Here is a 16,269-nt window from a genome sequence, read left to right on the forward strand (position 1 = left end):
AGCCACAAAGGGGCCGCGAACACCCAGCGCCGCAGGCGCTGGCAAAACAAACACAGTAGGCTCCCCTGCTGTGCCGGAGGGACGAGGAATACCGGGAATGACCGACGCGATGACAGGTGTGTCCGGTGTTCGGTGAGCGAACGCGCGGCCTCGGGCTGGCCAGTCGTCCCGATTTCGCCCTGGTCGGTGTGCTGCGTATCCCGGAAGTGCAGACCAGTCCGTGGATTTCGCTGACCAGGCGGGTGCTGTTCGCGACGGCGCTGCTGTTCCTGGCCGCGCTGGTGGTGTATCTCGGGCGTTCGGGTTACCACGACAACTCGGGCAACGAACTGTCGTTCCTGGACGCGTTCTATTACGCGACGGTGTCGCTGTCGACCACCGGGTACGGCGACATCCATCCGGTGACGCCGGAGGCGCGGCTGGCGAACATCGTCATCATCACCCCGCTGCGCATCCTGTTCCTGATCGTCCTGGTCGGAACCACACTCAGCGTGCTGACCGAACGTTCCCGGCAGGCTTTCAAGATTCAGCGATGGAGGCACACCGTGCGTAATCACACCGTGGTCGTCGGATACGGCACGAAGGGGCGGACCGCGATCGACGCCATGCTCGGCGACGGGGTGCAGCCGGCCGACATCGTGGTGGTCGACACCGACGTGGTCGCCTTGGAGGCGGCCGCGAACGCTGGGCTGGTCACGGTGCACGGTTCGGCCACCCAGTCCGACGTGCTGCGGCTGGCCGGTGCGCAGAACGCCGACTCGGTGGTGGTCGCCACCAATCGGGACGACACGGCCGTGCTGGTCACCCTGACCGCGCGGGAGCTGAACAAGGCCGCCAAGATCGTGGTGTCGATCCGGGAGGCGGAGAACACCCACCTGGTGCGGCAGTCCGGCGCGAATTCGGTGGTGGTGTCGTCGGAGACCGCGGGCCGGTTGCTCGGGATCGCGACCACCACGCCCACGGTCGTGGAGATGATGGAAGACCTGCTCACCCCGGAGGAGGGCTTCGCCGTCGCCGAACGCGAGGTGGAGTCGTCCGAGATCGGCGGCTCGCCACGGCATTTCAGCGACATCGTCCTCGGCGTGGTGCGCAACGGGGTGCTCTACCGGGTGGGCGAGCCGGAAGTCGACGCGGTCGAGGCCGGCGACAAACTGCTGTACATCCGCCGGGCGGGTAAGTGACCCCGCCGCGAGCCGGGTGGTAGCTCCGGCGCGATAGTCTCGAATCGTGTCGGCTTTTCAGCTCAATGGCGTTCCGCTGCTGTCCCGCTCTGTGATCGACCGGGCCGAGCAGATTCGAGGTGATGCGCAGGCTCTGAAGGAGGGGTGGGCCGCCGCCAAACTCTTGCGTATCAACCGCCGCGGGCAGGTGCGCTTGGAGGACGGCGTGCTGCTGCTGGAACCGGCCTTGGAGTTGTCGGCGGAGCCGAGCCCGGCGGCGGTGTTCCTCGGTGTCGAGGACGGCGTTCATCTCTGGGCGGTGCGTGATCCGGAGCTGCAGGGCACGCTCACCGATCTGCGCGTGCTGGCGGGCGACGCCGTCGACGACCGCACCGCTGGGCTGCTTTCTACCGCGCTCGCGCTGCTGAACTGGCACGACAAGGCCGGTTTCCACGGCGCGGACGGTGCGGTGACCGTGTCGGCGAAGGGCGGATGGTCACGCCTCACCGAGAGCGGCTACGAAGAGTTCCCGCGCATCGATCCCGCGGTGATCTGCCTGATCCACGACGGCGGTGAACGGGTGCTGCTCGCCCGCCAGAGCAGCTGGCCGACCTCGCTGTTCTCGCTGCTGGCCGGATTCGTCGAGGCGGGCGAGTCGCTGGAGCGGTGCGTGGAGCGGGAGATGCGGGAGGAAGTCGGTCTCGACGTGCGCGAGATCAGCTATCTGGGCAGCCAGCCGTGGCCGTTCCCGCGCTCGCTCATGCTCGGCTTCGCGGCGGTCGCCGATCCCGAACAACCGCTGACCTTCTCCGACGGGGAGATCGCCGAAGCCGCCTGGTTCACCCGCGCGCAGGTGCGCGAAGCGCTGGCGGTGGGCGACTGGTCGAAGCGGGACGAGGGCGCGCAGCTGCTGCTGCCGGGTTCGATCTCCATCGCGCGCACGATCATCGAGTCCTGGGCCGCGCTCGACTAGCGCACCCGCGCGCGGGGGCATGCGACCCGCGCGCGTCGGCCGATCAGGACAGTCCGGCGAGAACCTGCTTGACGGTGGCCAGCGACGGGTTCGTCGCGGTGGAGCCGTCGGCGAACTTCACGGTGGGCACCACGTGGTTGCCCCCGTTCACACTGCCGACGAACTCGGCCGACGCCGGATCGTCTTCGATGTCGATCTCGACGTAGGTGATGCCCGCCTCGTCCAGCTGCTTCTTGAGCCTGCGGCAGTAGCCGCACCAGGTGGTCGAGTACATCGTCAGGGTGGGGTTCGCGTCAGTCACGGACACTGCAACGCCGGAGGAGTGCTCACTGTTCCAACTCGAACCAGTGGTCTTGCGCACCATTTAGTATGCGCGCATACTAAATGCATGACCATTATCGCCACCGCGCACGCCACCTCCAGTGCGCCGCCGACGGCCTTCTTCGCCCGCTGGGCGGACATGCCGACCTGGCCGGAATGGAACACCGACATCGAGTGGGCGCGCCTGGACGGACCCTTCGCCGAGGGCGTCACCGGGACGTTGCGGCCGAAGGGCGGTCCGAACATCCGGTTCGTCGTCACCCGCCTCACCGACCGCGAGTTCGTCGACGTATCCCGGCTGCTGGGCGCACGGCTCACCTTCGCCCACGAGATCACCGTTGCCGAGGGCGGCACCACGGTCACGGTGACCGTCTTGATCGACGGACCACTGCGATGGCTGTGGACCAGAATCCTGGGCGCGGGCTCGGCCGCATCCGTGCAGCCCGACCTGGACGCACTGGTCGCCGTCGCCGAGGGGGTTGCGGCGTGAGCGGCGCAGGCTCCGGCTCGAGATACTGGCTGGCCGTCGTGTCCCGCGAACACGTCCGGCGTGGTGTCGAGCTGGGCATAGCCCAGGCCAACCACGGCAAGCGTGCGCCCGTGGAACGCATGCGGCCGGGCGACGGACTGGTCTACTACTCGCCGCGGGAGGGCATGCGCGCGGGCGCGCCGGTGCGTTCGTTCACCGCGATCGGCGCTATCGACGACCGTCCGGCCTGGCAGGCCGACCCGCAGGACGGCGGCTGCTTCCAGCCCTGGCGCCGTGCGGTCAGCTACCGAGCCGGGGCGCGCGAGACCCCGATCGAGGCATTGCGCGAGGAGCTGGAATTCACCAGCGTGCCGAACTGGGGAATGCTACTGCGCCGCGGCCTGATAGAACTCAGCCCGCACGACTACACGCTGATCGCGCGCGCGATGACGGACGAGTGAGGGAGGCCGATGCACGAGGCGGGGGACGGAAGGCTGCGCTCCAGGTTCCGCACGGCCGAGGAAAGCCCCGGCCTGCTGCTGTGGCAGGTGACCAATCGCTGGCAGGCGGCGCAGCGTGCGGCGCTCGCTTCGTTCGACCTGACCCATGTGCAATTCGTGCTGCTGGCTTCGCTCACCTATCTCGCGGCGGGCCGCGCGGATCCGGTCCGGCAGCGTGACCTGGCCGAGTACGCCGCCACCGACCCGATGATGACCTCCCAGGTGCTGCGCGCGCTGGCGCAAAAGGGGCTGATCGACCGCCGCGACCACCCGAGCGATCGCCGGGCCAAGGCCCTGGTCGCCACCGATGCCGGCGTAGCGCTGGTCAACCGGGCCATCGTGGCGGTGGAAGCGTGCGACGCGGAGTTCTTCGGCCCGCTCGACGGCCGGGCCAGCGCCTTCGTCCGTTCCTTGCGGCTGTTGCGCGACCGCTGATCCGTCCGGAAGTCCTGTCGTTCCCGCTGCCCGGCGTGTGACGGACTCCGGAGGCCGGGCGATCACCTCGTCATCCGTGGTACGGCTGCGGCACGCCTCAGGTGGAGCGCGAGGCGAGCCGACCGCAAGGGCGCGAAGGCGCCACCGTGCCTGTCGGTGGGCGCTGTCATGATGGTCCGCGTGCCCGTTGTCGACCTCGCAGATCTCGATCCCGAGCAGGCCGCCGCCGTGCGCGCGCCGCGCGGTCCGGTGTGTGTGCTCGCGGGCGCGGGTACCGGCAAGACCAGAACCATCACCTATCGCATCGCGCATCTGATCGCGCAGGGGCAGGTCAAGGCCGATCAGGTGCTCGCGGTGACGTTCACCGCGCGGGCGGCGGGCGAGTTGCGCACCCGGCTGCGCGCGCTCGGCCTCGGCGGCGAAGCGACCCAGGTGCAGGCCCGGACGTTCCACGCGGCGGCGTTGCGGCAGCTGAAGTATTTCTGGCCGCAGATCGTCGGTGACGTGCCCTGGCGGCTGATCGATGCCAAGTTCCCGATCGTCGCGCAGGCGGCGCACCGGGCCGGGCTGTCCACGGCCACCGACAGCGTCCGCGACCTGCTGAGCGAGATCGAGTGGGCGAAGGGCTCGCTCATCGCGCCGGAGGACTACGTGGCGGCGGTCGCGAAGCAGCGGCGCGAGACGCCCTATGAGGCGCTACGTGTCGCCGATGTCTACGCGGGTTACGAGAAACTCAAGGCGACTCCGGACGGACTGCTGCTGGATTTCGACGACCTGCTGCTGCATACGGCAGCCGCTCTGGAGGATTATCCGGCCGTGGCCGACGAGTTCCGCGGCCGCTACCGCAGCTTCGTCGTCGACGAGTACCAGGACGTCACCCCGCTGCAACAGCGTGTGCTCGACGCGTGGCTCGGCGACCGCGACGACCTGACCGTCGTGGGCGACGCCAACCAGACCATCTATTCGTTCACCGGCGCCACCCCGAGCTACCTGCTCGACTTCTCGCGTCGCTTCCCCGAGGCCACGGTGGTCCGCCTGGAACGCGACTATCGTTCGACCCCGCAGGTGGTGTCGCTGGCCAACCGGGTGATCGGAGCGGCGCGCGGGCGCATCGCGGGTACCAGGTTGCAATTGATCGGCCAGCGTGCCGACGGACCGGAGCCGGTGTTCGCCGAATACGACGACGCGCCCGCGGAGGCCGCGGCGGTGGCCGAGGCGATCGGCCGGCTCATCCAGGCGGGCACACCGGCCGCCGAGATCGCCGTGCTCTACCGGATCAACGCCCAGTCCGAGAGCTACGAGCAGGCGCTCACCGAGCGCGGCATTCCCTACCAGGTACGCGGGGGCGAGGGTTTCTTCGCGCGTGCGGAGGTCAGGCAGGCCGTGCAGGCGTTGCGGCAGGCCGCGTCCCGCGACGACCTGCCCGACCAGGCGCGCAGTGGCAGTGCCCTGGTCACCCTGGTCCGCGCGGTGCTGGCGCCGGTCGGCCTCACCGCCACCGAGCCGGCGGGCGTCCAGGCGCGTGAACGCTGGGCCGCGCTGGTCGCCCTGGTGCGGCTGACCGAAGAACTGGTCGGCCACGACGACCGGCTCGACCTGTCCGGACTGCTGCGTGAGCTCGCGACCCGCGCCGAGGCAAGGCACCCACCCACCGTGCAGGGCGTCACGCTGGCCTCCCTGCACGCCGCCAAAGGGCTGGAGTGGGATGCGGTGTTTCTCGTCGGCCTCTCCGACGGCACCATGCCGATCGCGCACGTCCTCGCCGACGACGGCTCGGTCGCCGACGCGGCGGCGCTCGAGGAGGAACGGCGTCTGCTCTACGTCGGAGTCACCAGGGCGCGCGAGCATCTGCGGCTGTCCTGGGCGCTGGCCAGGAACGAAGGCGGCAGGCGTACCCGGCGCCGTTCCCGGTTCCTCAACGGCCTCGTCCCCGACGATTCGCCCGCGTCGCGGATCGCGGCCCCGCCGTCGGCCGCGAACGGCGTCCGCCCGACCTGCCGTGTCTGCGCCAAACCGCTGATCGGCACGTACGCGACCATGCTCGGCCGCTGCCGCCGCTGCCCGGCCGAACTGGACACCGAATTGCTTGCGGCGCTGCGGGATTGGCGTGCGGAGAAGGCGGAGTCGTTGCGGGTCCGCGAATTCGTCGTGTTCACCGACACCACACTCACCGCGATCGCCGAACAACTGCCTGCCGACGACGCCGCCTTGGCCGCGATCGCCGGCATCGGCGCGAAGAAGATCGACCAATTCGGCGCCGACGTACTGGCCATCGTCGCGTCCCGGATTCGATCGACGTCACAAAACCGCAGGTAGAAAATAGGTTGTCGCGCTCGACGATCTTGCCTATGGTGGATTCACGCACCGGGAGGGCATCTCGGCGCGCACAGTTACCGAACGAGTACAGGAGGGAGGCAGAGCAGTGGACAACATCATGAACTTCGGCGCCAGTGGCGTTGCGGTCTATGCGCCCATGGCGGCCTCCCGGGGGATCCTCGCCTTGCAGGGGATCGGTCTGTCCGGAATCGGTGCGTTCGGCACGTCGGGCACGCAAGTGAATTCCGTTGCGATGCACACGTCTATCCGTACCGAGATCCAGGGCAAGCCCAGCGCGGGCTGGCACCCGGCGGCTGCCGAGGCAGCAGTCGGTGTCTTCGCGGACGAAGTCGGCTTCGAGCCGGCGGATCCGCGGGCAGCACGCCTCCGCACCGCACACCCAGCGACCGTGATCAGGACTCGACACAGATGTCGACCTAGGTAGGGAACTCCTCCCCGACCTCCTGGCCACGGATCGCACGACAGCGAAACCGTGGCCAGTATTCTCCGGCCCTTCAGCCGACCGGCACCGGTTTCGCACAACAAACGAACCGCTGCAAACGAGCTGAAGGAGAACGACGTGTTCACCGCACAGGGTTGGCCGCAGGCCACTACTGACGTGACATGCCGAACCGTGGCGCCGACTACCCGGGCCCAGGAGATCACCAAGGTCCTGCCCTGCCGTGCTGGAGACCCGGACCTCTGGTTCGCCGAGAGCCCGGTCCAGTTGGAGCAGGCCAAGGCGCTGTGCGCGACCTGCCCGATCCGCAAAGGCTGCCTGAGCGCCGCCATGGATCGTGGTGAGCCGTGGGGTGTTTGGGGCGGGGAGATCTTCGACCAGGGTGTCGTGATCGCCCGCAAGCGGCCCCGCGGTCGTCCGCGCAAGGTCGCGGTCCCGGCATGAGCCGGGGAGTGATTTCCCTCCCTCCGGTCGATGTGCTCGATTCGGTCGGTCCCGGCACGGGCCGAGCCAACGAACGAGAAAGCAGACCAGCCGCCCACCGTCGCCCGGTGGGCGGCTGCTCTGCGTTGATCCGATATCAGGCGTCTACACCTTCTCCACGCCGCATCGATCAACGCTGAGCGCCGATCGACGCGGCGCTGCCGGATGCACACGGGGGCCTACCAGCACTCGCGCGTGAGCACCCACGTGCCCGATCCGGGGATCTCAGGAAGCGGTGCGCTCCTCGCTGAAGCCGGGCATCCAGGTGCGGACGAGTTGCATGAACGGCAGCTCGGCGTCGAGTTGCGCCAGGATGCCGACGGAGCCGCCGAGCACGCGGAAGATCATCACGTATTCCGCGGGAAGCTGCAGCGCCCGTGCGGTTTTCATTTCCGGGCTGGACAACTCCGAGGCCTTTCCCGCGACCCGCTGCATCCACCTGCGGGTGAAGTGGAACGAGTCGGTCTGGATCGGGTCGGTGAACGGCCGCAGGTAGTCGGCGATCTCCTGGTGGGTGACCACCCGGCCGGGGATCACCCAGCCGTGGTCGTACAACAGTTCGGTGAGTTCGGCGAAGCGCTCCTCGACCGCGAGGGCCAGCATCCGGCCCAGCACCGGGGGAAAGCCGTCCGGCATCGGCGCGCAGGCGCCGAAATCGATCACCGCGAGCCTGCCGTCGGGCAGCATCATGAAATTGCCCGGATGGGGGTCGGCGTGCAGGAGCCCGACGACCTCCGGGGACGAGAAGTGGAATCGGCCCATCAGTCCAGCGACACGGTTGCGGAGCGCGAGGCTGCCCGCCGGATCCTCGGCGCCCTGCTTGATGATCGAGGAGACGGCGACACCGTCCAGCCATTCGGTGACGATCACTTTCGGCGCGCTCGCCACCACCTTCGGCACCACGATCTCGCCGTGTCCGTCGAAACCCTTGGCGAAGGCACGCTGGTTGGCCGCTTCGTTGCGGTAGTCCAGCTCTTCCTCGGTGCGTTCGGTGATCTCGGCGAGGATCGGCTTGACATCCGCACCGGGAATCACGGAGGCGACCAGACCGGACATCCGGGACAGGGTCTTCAGGTCCGCGCGCAGCGCCTCGTCGGCGCCGGGATACTGCACCTTCACCGCGACGGTGCGTCCGTCCGACCACACCGCCCGGTGCACCTGCCCGATGCTGGCCGAGGCGGCCGGGCTGTCGTCGAACTCGCGGAAGCGGGTGCGCCACTGGGTGCCGAGCTGCTGGTCGAGCACCCGGTGGACGGTGGCGGCGGGCATCGGCGGCGCGGCCGCCTGCAGCTTGGTGAGCGCCTCCCGATAGTGCTCGCCGAACTCTTCCGGAACCGCGGCCTCCATCACGCTGAGTGCCTGCCCGAACTTCATCGCGCCGCCCTTCAGCTCACCCAGCACCGTGAACAACTGCTCGGCGGCCTTCTGGTTGAGTTGCGCGTTGATCTCGGACCGGTCGCCTCCGGCGAGCTTCTTGCCGAACCCCACGGCCGCCCGACCGGCGATGCCGAGCGGAATCTTGGCCAACTTGGCGTTGCGGGACGAGCGACGGCGCACGATCTCAGACACGTACCCATCATGGCGGACGAACCGGCCGATCGGCCATCGCAATCTTGATCACTGCCGGGTTTCGAGGCTGTGTCCTGCGGAAACGTGCCTACACGCGCAGTCGGGATGGCGGTTCCATCCGCGCCGATCGAGGACGTGTGAATCCAGATCCAGTTCCAGCGTGGCGTCCAACGTGGCAGGCGGGCGCCGCGGCGAACAGTCGATGATCGCCTCCAGCTCGCCCAGAGCAACCGCGGTGGTGGCCGCGATCCCGGCGGGGGAGGCGTGTCCGACGCGGCCCAGCAGTTGTGCCGCCAGGTGCGGCCACTCGGCGTCGTTCTGCGCGCGGATCAGATCCGCGCAGCGCAGGCAGCTGGTGGCGCCGGGCAGCACCAACGGCCCGATGACGCCCTTGTTGTCCCGGATGCGCAATTGCAGATGCGGAATCCGGTGCAGCACCAAGTCGCTGACCAGCCGTGGATCGGGCATCAGTGTGTCGGCGAGCACAACGAGGTCCGCTCCCCAGGACCGTACCGTCGCCGCGCCGGAGGGATGGTCGCGAGAACGGCTCGGCCGCACCCCCAGCGCGCGCAGCCCGGCCGACACCGCGTCCGACAGCGGACCGAGCCCGTGCACCCGCACCGCCCGCACCTGCGCGGCGCGTTCCTGCGGATGCTCCAGCAGCCCGGCTTCGTCGATCAGCGTGAGCAATGCCACAGCGCGGTCGGCGTCGATCCCGCATTCTCCGGCTCGCCAGATGATCTGGGGCTTGGTGCGCAGACCATCGAGCAGGCGGAGGAACGCGACGACGGTCTGCGCGTCCATACCTTCCGGATCGAGGACCATCGCGGTCTCGGGATCGCACCCGAGTTGCACGCCACCGCTCGGGCGGACCAGCACGGTCACCCGCGGACGCAATCGCGGACCACGACGCATCGTTGTCATGTCATCAGTATGCGAACCGCGTGCAGGGCGACTCGTGCCGAAACCCCAGTTATCCACAGGGTTTCGGTTCGTCCACAGCGTGGATCAGGACGATGCGCCGCCCTCTTTGCCCAGGTCGGGCCCGCTGTCGTCCGTGCGCTCACGCGCGGCCTGCTCGCGCGCCTCGGTTTCGGCGAGTTGCGCGAGCGGATCGTCGAACACGGCCGCGCCGCCGCCGATCACCGAGTCGATGAAGCCCGCGGGGGAGTCCAGATCGTCGGAATCCGGCAGCAGATCGGGGTGCGCCCACACGCGGTCGCGCGCGGTCACGCCCGCGTCGTTGGTGAGCCTGCGCCACAACGCGGCCGCCTCGCGCAGCTTGCGCGGACGCAACTCGAGACCGACCAGGGTCGCGAAGGTCTGTTCGGCGGGGCCGCCGGTGGCCCGCCGCCTGCGCAGCGTCTCGGCCAGCGCGCCCGCGCCGGGCAACCGGTCGCCGACCGCATCGGCCACCACCACCTGCACCCAGCCCTCGATGAGCGCCAGCAGCGTCTCCAGGCGTTCCAGCGCCTGCTTCTGCTCCGGTGTGGTCTGCGGCTCGAACGTGCCCTGCGCCAGGATCTCCTCGAGCTTCGCGGGATCGGTCAGCGACATCGGGTCGATGCCCTGCGCGGCCTGTTCCATCGCGGAGAAGTCCATCCTGATGCCGCGCGCGTAGTCCTCGACCGCGCCGAGCACCTGCTGGCGCAGCCACGGCACGTGCGCGAACAGGCGCTGATGGGCGGCTTCCCGCGCGGCGAGGAACACCAGGATCTCGCTCTCCGGCTGCTCCAGTCCCGCGCTGAACTCCGAGATCGCCGCGGGCAGCAGCGCCGCGGTGCCGGTGGGCCCGAGCGGGAGGCCGATGTCGGTGGAGGTCAGCACCTCTTTGGCGAGCTGACCGAGCGCCTGGCCGAGCTGCGAGCCGAACGCGAGACCGCCCATCTGGCCCAGCATGCCGACCATCGGCGCGGCGAACTGCCTGGCCTCCTCCGGCAGCGCCGCGGTCCACATCCCCGAGATCTGCTCGGCGACCGGGTCGCACAGGCGCTGCCAGGTGGACAGGGTCTGCTCGATCCAGTCGTTGGCGGTCCACGCGACGGTCTTGGTGGCGCCCGCGGGCAGGGTGGTCGCGCTGTCGAGCCACAGTTCGGCCAGGTGCGCGGCGTCGGCCACGGCGCTCGCGGCGCCGGAGGAAACCGGGGCGACGGCCGAGCCGAGCTGCTGGCGGGCCAGCCGCTTGGCTACGTCGTAGTTCACCGGCCCGGCCTGCGCGGAACCCGGCTGACCCATACCGCTGAGCATCTGGCCGAGCGAGGTCAGCATCTGCCCGAGCTGCGCCGGGTCGAATCCGCCGGCACCGGACCCACCGATACCGAAACCGAACGGATCGTTCGGGCCGGGACCGCTCGGCTCGTCACCGCGCTTGCGATCGTCGTCGTCGCGGTTCGAGAATCCGAAGGGGAGGTCGTTCATGCCCTTCACGTTACGCGTGTAGCACAGCGTCCCCGTGTTCGCGCGGCGCGAAACCGGTGACGGCGCGCCCGGGTGAAATGACCGCCTCCGGCGCCTCGCGCCGCCGGTTGTCATTACTGTGGTCCGGGTGAATCGTCGGATCCTCACCCTGGTGGCCGCTCTGATCCCGGTGCTCGTGCTGGGTGTCGTCGGCAGTGTGCTGACTGTGCCGTTCGTCGCACTTGGTCCCGGCCCCACCTTCAACACCCTCGGCCAAGTGGACGGCAAGGAAGTCGTCGATGTCCGGGGCACGGAGGTCGATCCGACCACGGGCCATCTCAACATGACCACGGTGTCGGTGCGGGACGGGCTGAGCATCTTCGAAGCGTTCGGCTTCTGGGCCAGCGGCAAGCACGGCCTGGTGCCGCGCTCGGAGGTCTATCCGCCCGGCGTCTCCCGCGAGGAGATCGACAAGTCCAACCAGGAGGACTTCAAGGATTCCGAGGGCAACGCCGAGGTCGCCGCCCTGCATTTCCTGAACCTGCCCACGGTCGTGCTGCTGCGCAAGGTGGCCGACGACGGGCCCGCCCGTGACGTCCTGCGCGCGGGCGACGAGTTGATCGCCATCAACGGCACGCCCATGACGGCGCCCAAGGACGTGGTCACCGCGGTCTCGTCGCAGGCGCCCGGTAGCACGTTGACCGTGGTGTACCGCCGCGACAACGCCGAGCAGACCGCGACGATCGTCCTCGGCACCCGCCCCGACGACCCGGCCAAGGGCTATCTCGGCGTGACACCGGGCGAGGGCGCCCGCCCGCCGCTGCAGGTGGCCTTCAATCTCGCCGACATCGGCGGCCCCTCGGCGGGCCTGATGTTCAGCCTGGCCCTTATCGACAAGCTCACGCCGGGCGAGCTGGACAGCGGCAAATTCGTGGCGGGCACCGGAACCATCGATCAGGACGGCAAGGTCGGCCCGATCGGCGGCATCCAGTACAAGATGATGGCCGCGCGGGAGGCCGGTGCGGAGACGTTCCTGGTTCCCGCCGCCAACTGCAACGAAGCCAAGCAGCGGACCCCGGACGGCCTGCGGCTGGTGCGCGTCGAGAACCTCACCGGCGCGGTGCAGTCGCTCAACGAGATCAGCGCGGGCAAGGAGCCGGTGAGCTGCGGGTGATGCCGCACCGTGCGGCCGGGGAACCGTCCCGGGCGCTCGGCGCGACCGGGTAGTCGCCCGCAAGAGTGCGGGCCGCACCGCCGGCGCGGACCGCGCGCACCTGCCCGGCGGAGCCGTGCCATAGCGCGCCCGCCCGGCACCGTCAGTACGTCACTCGAGCGTATGGTGCAGCGCCTCCACCAGATTCGGCGCCAGGTTGGGGTAGGTGCGCAGGTCGAGGTCGCCGAAATCGTCGGCGTCGTCCTCGGGACGCAGCTGCAACAGGCACAGCGACGCGCCGTCGCGCAGCACCGCGGCGAACAACCGGGCCTCCCGGCGCTGCGGGTGCGCCTCGGCGGCGGCGCGCGCGGCCGCGTCGGCGGCGTCGTGGTCGGCCAGCAGCGGGGCGAGCGCGTCATCGAGCGTCGATTCGGCGTCCGGCGGAAGCACCACGATCTCCTGCACGAGTACGCAACCACGGACGGCGGGCGGCCAGCTGGTGGTGGCCAGGAATTCGTCCAAGGCGATCGAGCCGCCGGTGATGTCGTCCGGGAACGCCTCCTGGGCGACCGGCGTCAGCTCGTCGCCCTCGTCGAGCTGGTCCTCCAATTCCGGCTGCGCCGCGACCAGGTCCGCGGTCGGCACCAGGGCGAACATCTGCGGGGGACGCCCCCATCCCTCGGCATCGACGAATTCCGCCACCTCCCGGACGGATCGGGCAAGGACGAGTTCGGCGTGCAGGTCTGGGGTCACGCGAACATCCAACCAAACCGCCGACCGGGGCTGCCGGAAACCCGGACGAACGCTTCCCCGGCGCGGCAAGCGCAACCCTGCCAGCTGCATGGTGTCCGATTTCCGTAGAGTGGGCCGGGACGGTCCGGAAGGACCACCCGCAACATCGGACTGCGGCGCATCGGCCGGGCGTATCGGTGCGAGCGTCGCCGGACCTTGGAGAGTGGCATCGTGGGCATGCGGCCCCCCACCGGCTTACCTTCGCTGTCCCGACGCAGCCGTGTGCTGCTGGTGGCGGCCATCGTCCTCGCGGCGTTGCTGCTGCTCGGGCCGCGGTTGACGGACACCTACACGAATTGGCTGTGGTTCGGCGAGGTCGGCTTCCGCAACGTGTATCTCACGGTGTTACGAACCCGGGTACTGCTATTCCTCGCCGTGGCGGCCTTCGTCGGGCTGGTGGTCTGGCTGGCGCTGCTGCTGGCCTACCGGTCCAGGCCGGTGTTCGTGCCGGTGGCGGGCCCGAATGATCCGATCGCGCGTTACCGCACCACGGTGATGAGCAGGCTGCGGCTGTTCGGCGTCGGCATCCCCGTGCTGCTCGGCCTGCTGTCGGGCCTGGTGGCGCAGTCGAACTGGGTGACGGTGCAGCTGTTCCTCAACGGCGGATCCTTCGGCGAGAAGGACCCGGAGTTCGGTCTCGACGTCGGGTTCTACGCTTTCGACCTGCCCTTCTACCGCATGGTGCTGAACTGGCTGTTCGTCGCGGTGGTCATCGCGTTCTTCGCCAGCCTGGTCACCCACTACGTCTTCGGCGGACTGCGGCTGACCGGCCGCGAGGGCACGCTCACCCGCGCCGCGCGGATCCAGCTGGCGCTGCTGGCCGGAACCTTCGTGCTGCTCAAGGCGATCGCCTACTGGTTCGACCGATATGAGCTGCTCTCCAGCAGCCGCAAGGAACCCACGTTCACCGGCGGTTCCTTCACCGACATCAACGCGGTGCTGCCCGCCAAGCTCATCCTGCTGTCCATCGCGGTGATCTGCGCGCTGGCCTTCTTCGCCGGCATCGTGCTGCGCGATCTGCGGGTGCCCGCGATGGCCGCCGCGCTGCTGGTGCTGTCCTCGATCCTGGTCGGCGCGGTGTGGCCGCTGGTGGTCGAACAGTTCTCGGTGCGTCCCAATGCCGCGGACAAGGAGAGCGAGTACATCGAACGCAACATCGCCGCCACCAGGCAGGCGTTCGGCATCACCAACGACAGGATCGATTACAAGGATTACAAGGGCGAGAGCAGCAAGAGCCCGCTCGAGGTGCCGGTGGACGCCGCCACCATCGGCAACGCCAGGCTGCTCGACCCGAACATCCTCTCGCCCACGTTCACGCAGCTGCGTCAGCTGAAGAACTTCTACGGTTTCCCGGAGTCGCTGGACATCGACCGCTACAACCTCGACGGCGACATCCAGGACTACATCGTCGCCGCCCGGGAGCTCTCGCCCGCGGCGCTGAGCGGCAACCAGACCGACTGGATCAACCGGCACACCGTCTACACCCACGGCAACGGCTTCGTCGCCGCCCCCGCCAACCGGGTGAACAAGCCGCCGTCGGACGATCCCAACGCCGCGGGCGGCAGCGGCGACGGCGGCTATCCGATCTTCATGGTGAGCGACCTGTTCACGCCTGCGGACAAGCAGCGGATCAAGGTGGATCAGCCCCGGGTGTATTTCGGGGAGCTGATCTCGCAGGCGAACCCGGACTACGCGATCGTCGGCGCGACGGACGGCCAGCGACCGCGCGAGTACGACTCGGACGTCGCGCAATACACCTACACCGGCAAGGGCGGCGTGCCGATCAGCAATTGGTTCAACCGACTCGCCTTCGCGGCCAAGTACGCCGAGCGCAACATCCTGTTCTCCTCCGCCATCGGCGAGGACTCGAAGATCATCTTCAACCGCAGCCCCCGCGAACGGGTGCAGAAGGTGGCACCCTGGCTGACCACCGACGGCAACGCCTATCCCGCGGTGGTCGACGGACGGATCGTCTGGATCGTCGACGCCTACACGACGCTGGACAACTACCCGTACGCGCAGACCACCTCGCTCGAGGGTGCGCTGGAGGACAGCATCGACAAGAAGACCGGGCGGCTGCTGCCGCGCAAGGAGGTCAGCTACATCCGCAACTCGGTGAAGGCGACGGTCGACGCGTACGACGGTAGCGTCACTCTCTACGAGGTGGACACGTCGGATCCGGTGCTGAATGCCTGGCGCGGGGTGTTCCCGGGCGCGGTGAAGCCGGAGAGCGAGATCTCGCCGGAACTGCGGGCGCACTTCCGCTACCCGGAGGATCTGTTCAAGGTGCAGCGCGAGATGCTGTCGAAGTATCACGTGGACGATCCCCGAGAGTTCTTCACCAACAACGCCTTCTGGTCGGTGCCCGCCGATCCGACCACCGAGGGCGGCACCACCGCCAATCAGCCGCCGTATTACGTGCTGCTCGGCGATGGGAAAACGAACAAGCCCACGTTCAATTTGACCAGCGCGATGACCGGCTACAACCGGCCCTATCTCGCCGCCTATATCTCGGTGCGCTCCGATCCGGACGGGTACGGCAAATTCACGATTCTCCGATTGCCCACGGACACACAGACATTGGGTCCGCAGCAGACGCAGAACCGGATGACGACGTCGCCGGAGGTGTCGCGCGAGAAAACGTTGCTGTCGAATTCGAACAAGATCAAATATGGCAACCTGCTGACTTTGCCGGTCGCCGACGGTGGCATTCTCTATGTGGAGCCGTTCTACAACGAACGCAACACCGGGCCGAACACGGCGACCTTCCCGCAGCTGCTGCGGGTGCTGGTGAGCTATCGGGATGAGGCGGGCAACGTCAAGGTGGGCTACGCCTCGACCTTGGCGGACGCGCTGAACCAGGTCATTCCGGGTGCGGGCGCGCTGGCGACGCCGTTCGGCGGTGACTCGGGTACCAGGCCGAAGCCGGGTACCGCTCCGGCGCCCGCCGAGGGCACCAACGGGACCGGCAGCGCCGCTACTCCGCCGCCCGCGTCGGTCCCGCCGCCCGCGCCGGGATCCTCCCCGGCCAAGGACGCCGCGGCGGCCGAGCTCAACCGCAAGATCGAGAACGTGCGAAACGCCATGCGCAGCGGAAACTTCCAGGACTTCGGCCGGGCGCTGGACGAGCTGGAATCCGCCGTGAAGGCGTATCAGGACGCGGGTCGCTGACCGGCGCCGATCGCAGAGGCATGAATACCGAAGACGCCGCCATCGTGACGATGGCGGCGTCTTCGGGTGT

General features: G+C 68.8%; 15 protein-coding genes. 10 read left to right on the forward strand and 5 right to left on the reverse strand.

Features of this window, described 5'->3' with window-relative positions; all coding sequences use genetic code 11:
* Nucleotides 1-125: 125 nt before the first annotated feature.
* A complete protein-coding gene (locus tag NNI01S_RS29930) occupies nucleotides 126-1,181 on the forward strand; it encodes a potassium channel family protein (RefSeq protein WP_063024377.1) in 1,056 nt (351 codons plus the stop codon).
* A 46-nt stretch (nucleotides 1,182-1,227) separates the two neighbouring features.
* Nucleotides 1,228-2,133, forward strand: a complete 906-nt coding sequence (nudC, locus tag NNI01S_RS29935; RefSeq protein WP_063024379.1) for an NAD(+) diphosphatase — start codon at nucleotides 1,228-1,230, stop codon at nucleotides 2,131-2,133.
* Between the two features lie 43 nt (nucleotides 2,134-2,176).
* Here the strand turns inward: nudC and NNI01S_RS29940 are convergent, their stop codons facing one another.
* Nucleotides 2,177-2,407: a mycoredoxin gene (locus NNI01S_RS29940; protein WP_157115098.1), complete on the reverse strand. Its 231-nt coding sequence runs from the start codon at nucleotides 2,405-2,407 to the stop codon at nucleotides 2,177-2,179.
* Between the two features lie 114 nt (nucleotides 2,408-2,521).
* On the opposite strand from NNI01S_RS29940, the gene NNI01S_RS29945 reads away from it, so the two are divergent.
* The 6 genes from NNI01S_RS29945 to NNI01S_RS29970 all read left to right on the forward strand — a co-directional run bounded on the left by NNI01S_RS29945 (nucleotide 2,522) and on the right by NNI01S_RS29970 (nucleotide 7,078).
* Nucleotides 2,522-2,944, forward strand: coding sequence for an SRPBCC family protein (locus NNI01S_RS29945; protein WP_063024383.1), 423 nt, complete (start codon nucleotides 2,522-2,524; stop codon nucleotides 2,942-2,944).
* On the forward strand, nucleotides 2,941-3,384 hold the full coding sequence (locus tag NNI01S_RS29950; protein ID WP_063024385.1) for an EVE domain-containing protein: 444 nt from the start codon (nucleotides 2,941-2,943) through the stop codon (nucleotides 3,382-3,384). The genes NNI01S_RS29945 and NNI01S_RS29950 overlap by 4 nt, the downstream gene beginning before the upstream one ends.
* Before the next feature lie 9 nt (nucleotides 3,385-3,393).
* Nucleotides 3,394-3,858 carry a MarR family winged helix-turn-helix transcriptional regulator gene (locus NNI01S_RS29955; RefSeq protein ID WP_063024387.1) on the forward strand — a complete coding sequence of 155 codons (465 nt, stop codon included), beginning with the start codon at nucleotides 3,394-3,396 and terminating at the stop codon, nucleotides 3,856-3,858.
* A 168-nt stretch (nucleotides 3,859-4,026) separates the two neighbouring features.
* Nucleotides 4,027-6,174 carry an ATP-dependent DNA helicase UvrD2 gene (locus tag NNI01S_RS29960; protein WP_063024389.1) on the forward strand — a complete coding sequence of 716 codons (2,148 nt, stop codon included), beginning with the start codon at nucleotides 4,027-4,029 and terminating at the stop codon, nucleotides 6,172-6,174.
* A gap of 106 nt (nucleotides 6,175-6,280) precedes the next feature.
* Nucleotides 6,281-6,619: a hypothetical protein gene (locus NNI01S_RS29965; RefSeq protein WP_063024391.1), complete on the forward strand. Its 339-nt coding sequence runs from the start codon at nucleotides 6,281-6,283 to the stop codon at nucleotides 6,617-6,619.
* A gap of 135 nt (nucleotides 6,620-6,754) precedes the next feature.
* A complete protein-coding gene (locus NNI01S_RS29970) occupies nucleotides 6,755-7,078 on the forward strand; it encodes a WhiB family transcriptional regulator (RefSeq protein WP_435825111.1) in 324 nt (107 codons plus the stop codon).
* A 264-nt stretch (nucleotides 7,079-7,342) separates the two neighbouring features.
* Here NNI01S_RS29970 and NNI01S_RS29975 read toward each other — a convergent pair whose 3' ends face one another.
* From NNI01S_RS29975 to NNI01S_RS29985, 3 genes are all read right to left on the reverse strand, one after another.
* Nucleotides 7,343-8,686, reverse strand: a complete 1,344-nt coding sequence (locus tag NNI01S_RS29975) for an ABC1 kinase family protein (RefSeq protein ID WP_063024476.1) — start codon at nucleotides 8,684-8,686, stop codon at nucleotides 7,343-7,345.
* 48 nt (nucleotides 8,687-8,734) lie between these two features.
* A complete protein-coding gene (locus tag NNI01S_RS29980) occupies nucleotides 8,735-9,610 on the reverse strand; it encodes a hypothetical protein (RefSeq protein ID WP_063024393.1) in 876 nt (291 codons plus the stop codon).
* Between the two features lie 84 nt (nucleotides 9,611-9,694).
* Complete coding sequence (locus NNI01S_RS29985) at nucleotides 9,695-11,104, reverse strand: zinc-dependent metalloprotease (RefSeq protein ID WP_063024478.1); 1,410 nt, start codon at nucleotides 11,102-11,104, stop codon at nucleotides 9,695-9,697.
* A 127-nt stretch (nucleotides 11,105-11,231) separates the two neighbouring features.
* Between NNI01S_RS29985 and NNI01S_RS29990 the strand changes: the two genes are divergently transcribed.
* Nucleotides 11,232-12,257: a YlbL family protein gene (locus NNI01S_RS29990; protein WP_218019281.1), complete on the forward strand. Its 1,026-nt coding sequence runs from the start codon at nucleotides 11,232-11,234 to the stop codon at nucleotides 12,255-12,257.
* A gap of 150 nt (nucleotides 12,258-12,407) precedes the next feature.
* Here NNI01S_RS29990 and NNI01S_RS29995 read toward each other — a convergent pair whose 3' ends face one another.
* Nucleotides 12,408-12,989 (reverse strand): PPA1309 family protein, encoded by a 582-nt coding sequence (locus NNI01S_RS29995; protein ID WP_063024397.1) that lies wholly within the window; start codon nucleotides 12,987-12,989, stop codon nucleotides 12,408-12,410.
* Between the two features lie 210 nt (nucleotides 12,990-13,199).
* On the opposite strand from NNI01S_RS29995, the gene NNI01S_RS30000 reads away from it, so the two are divergent.
* A complete protein-coding gene (locus NNI01S_RS30000) occupies nucleotides 13,200-16,199 on the forward strand; it encodes a UPF0182 family protein (protein WP_063024399.1) in 3,000 nt (999 codons plus the stop codon).
* Nucleotides 16,200-16,269: the final 70 nt, after the last annotated feature.

Origin of the sequence: Nocardia niwae NBRC 108934 = DSM 45340 (genome assembly GCF_001613465.1) — a bacterium.
Taxonomy (GTDB): domain Bacteria; phylum Actinomycetota; class Actinomycetes; order Mycobacteriales; family Mycobacteriaceae; genus Nocardia; species Nocardia niwae.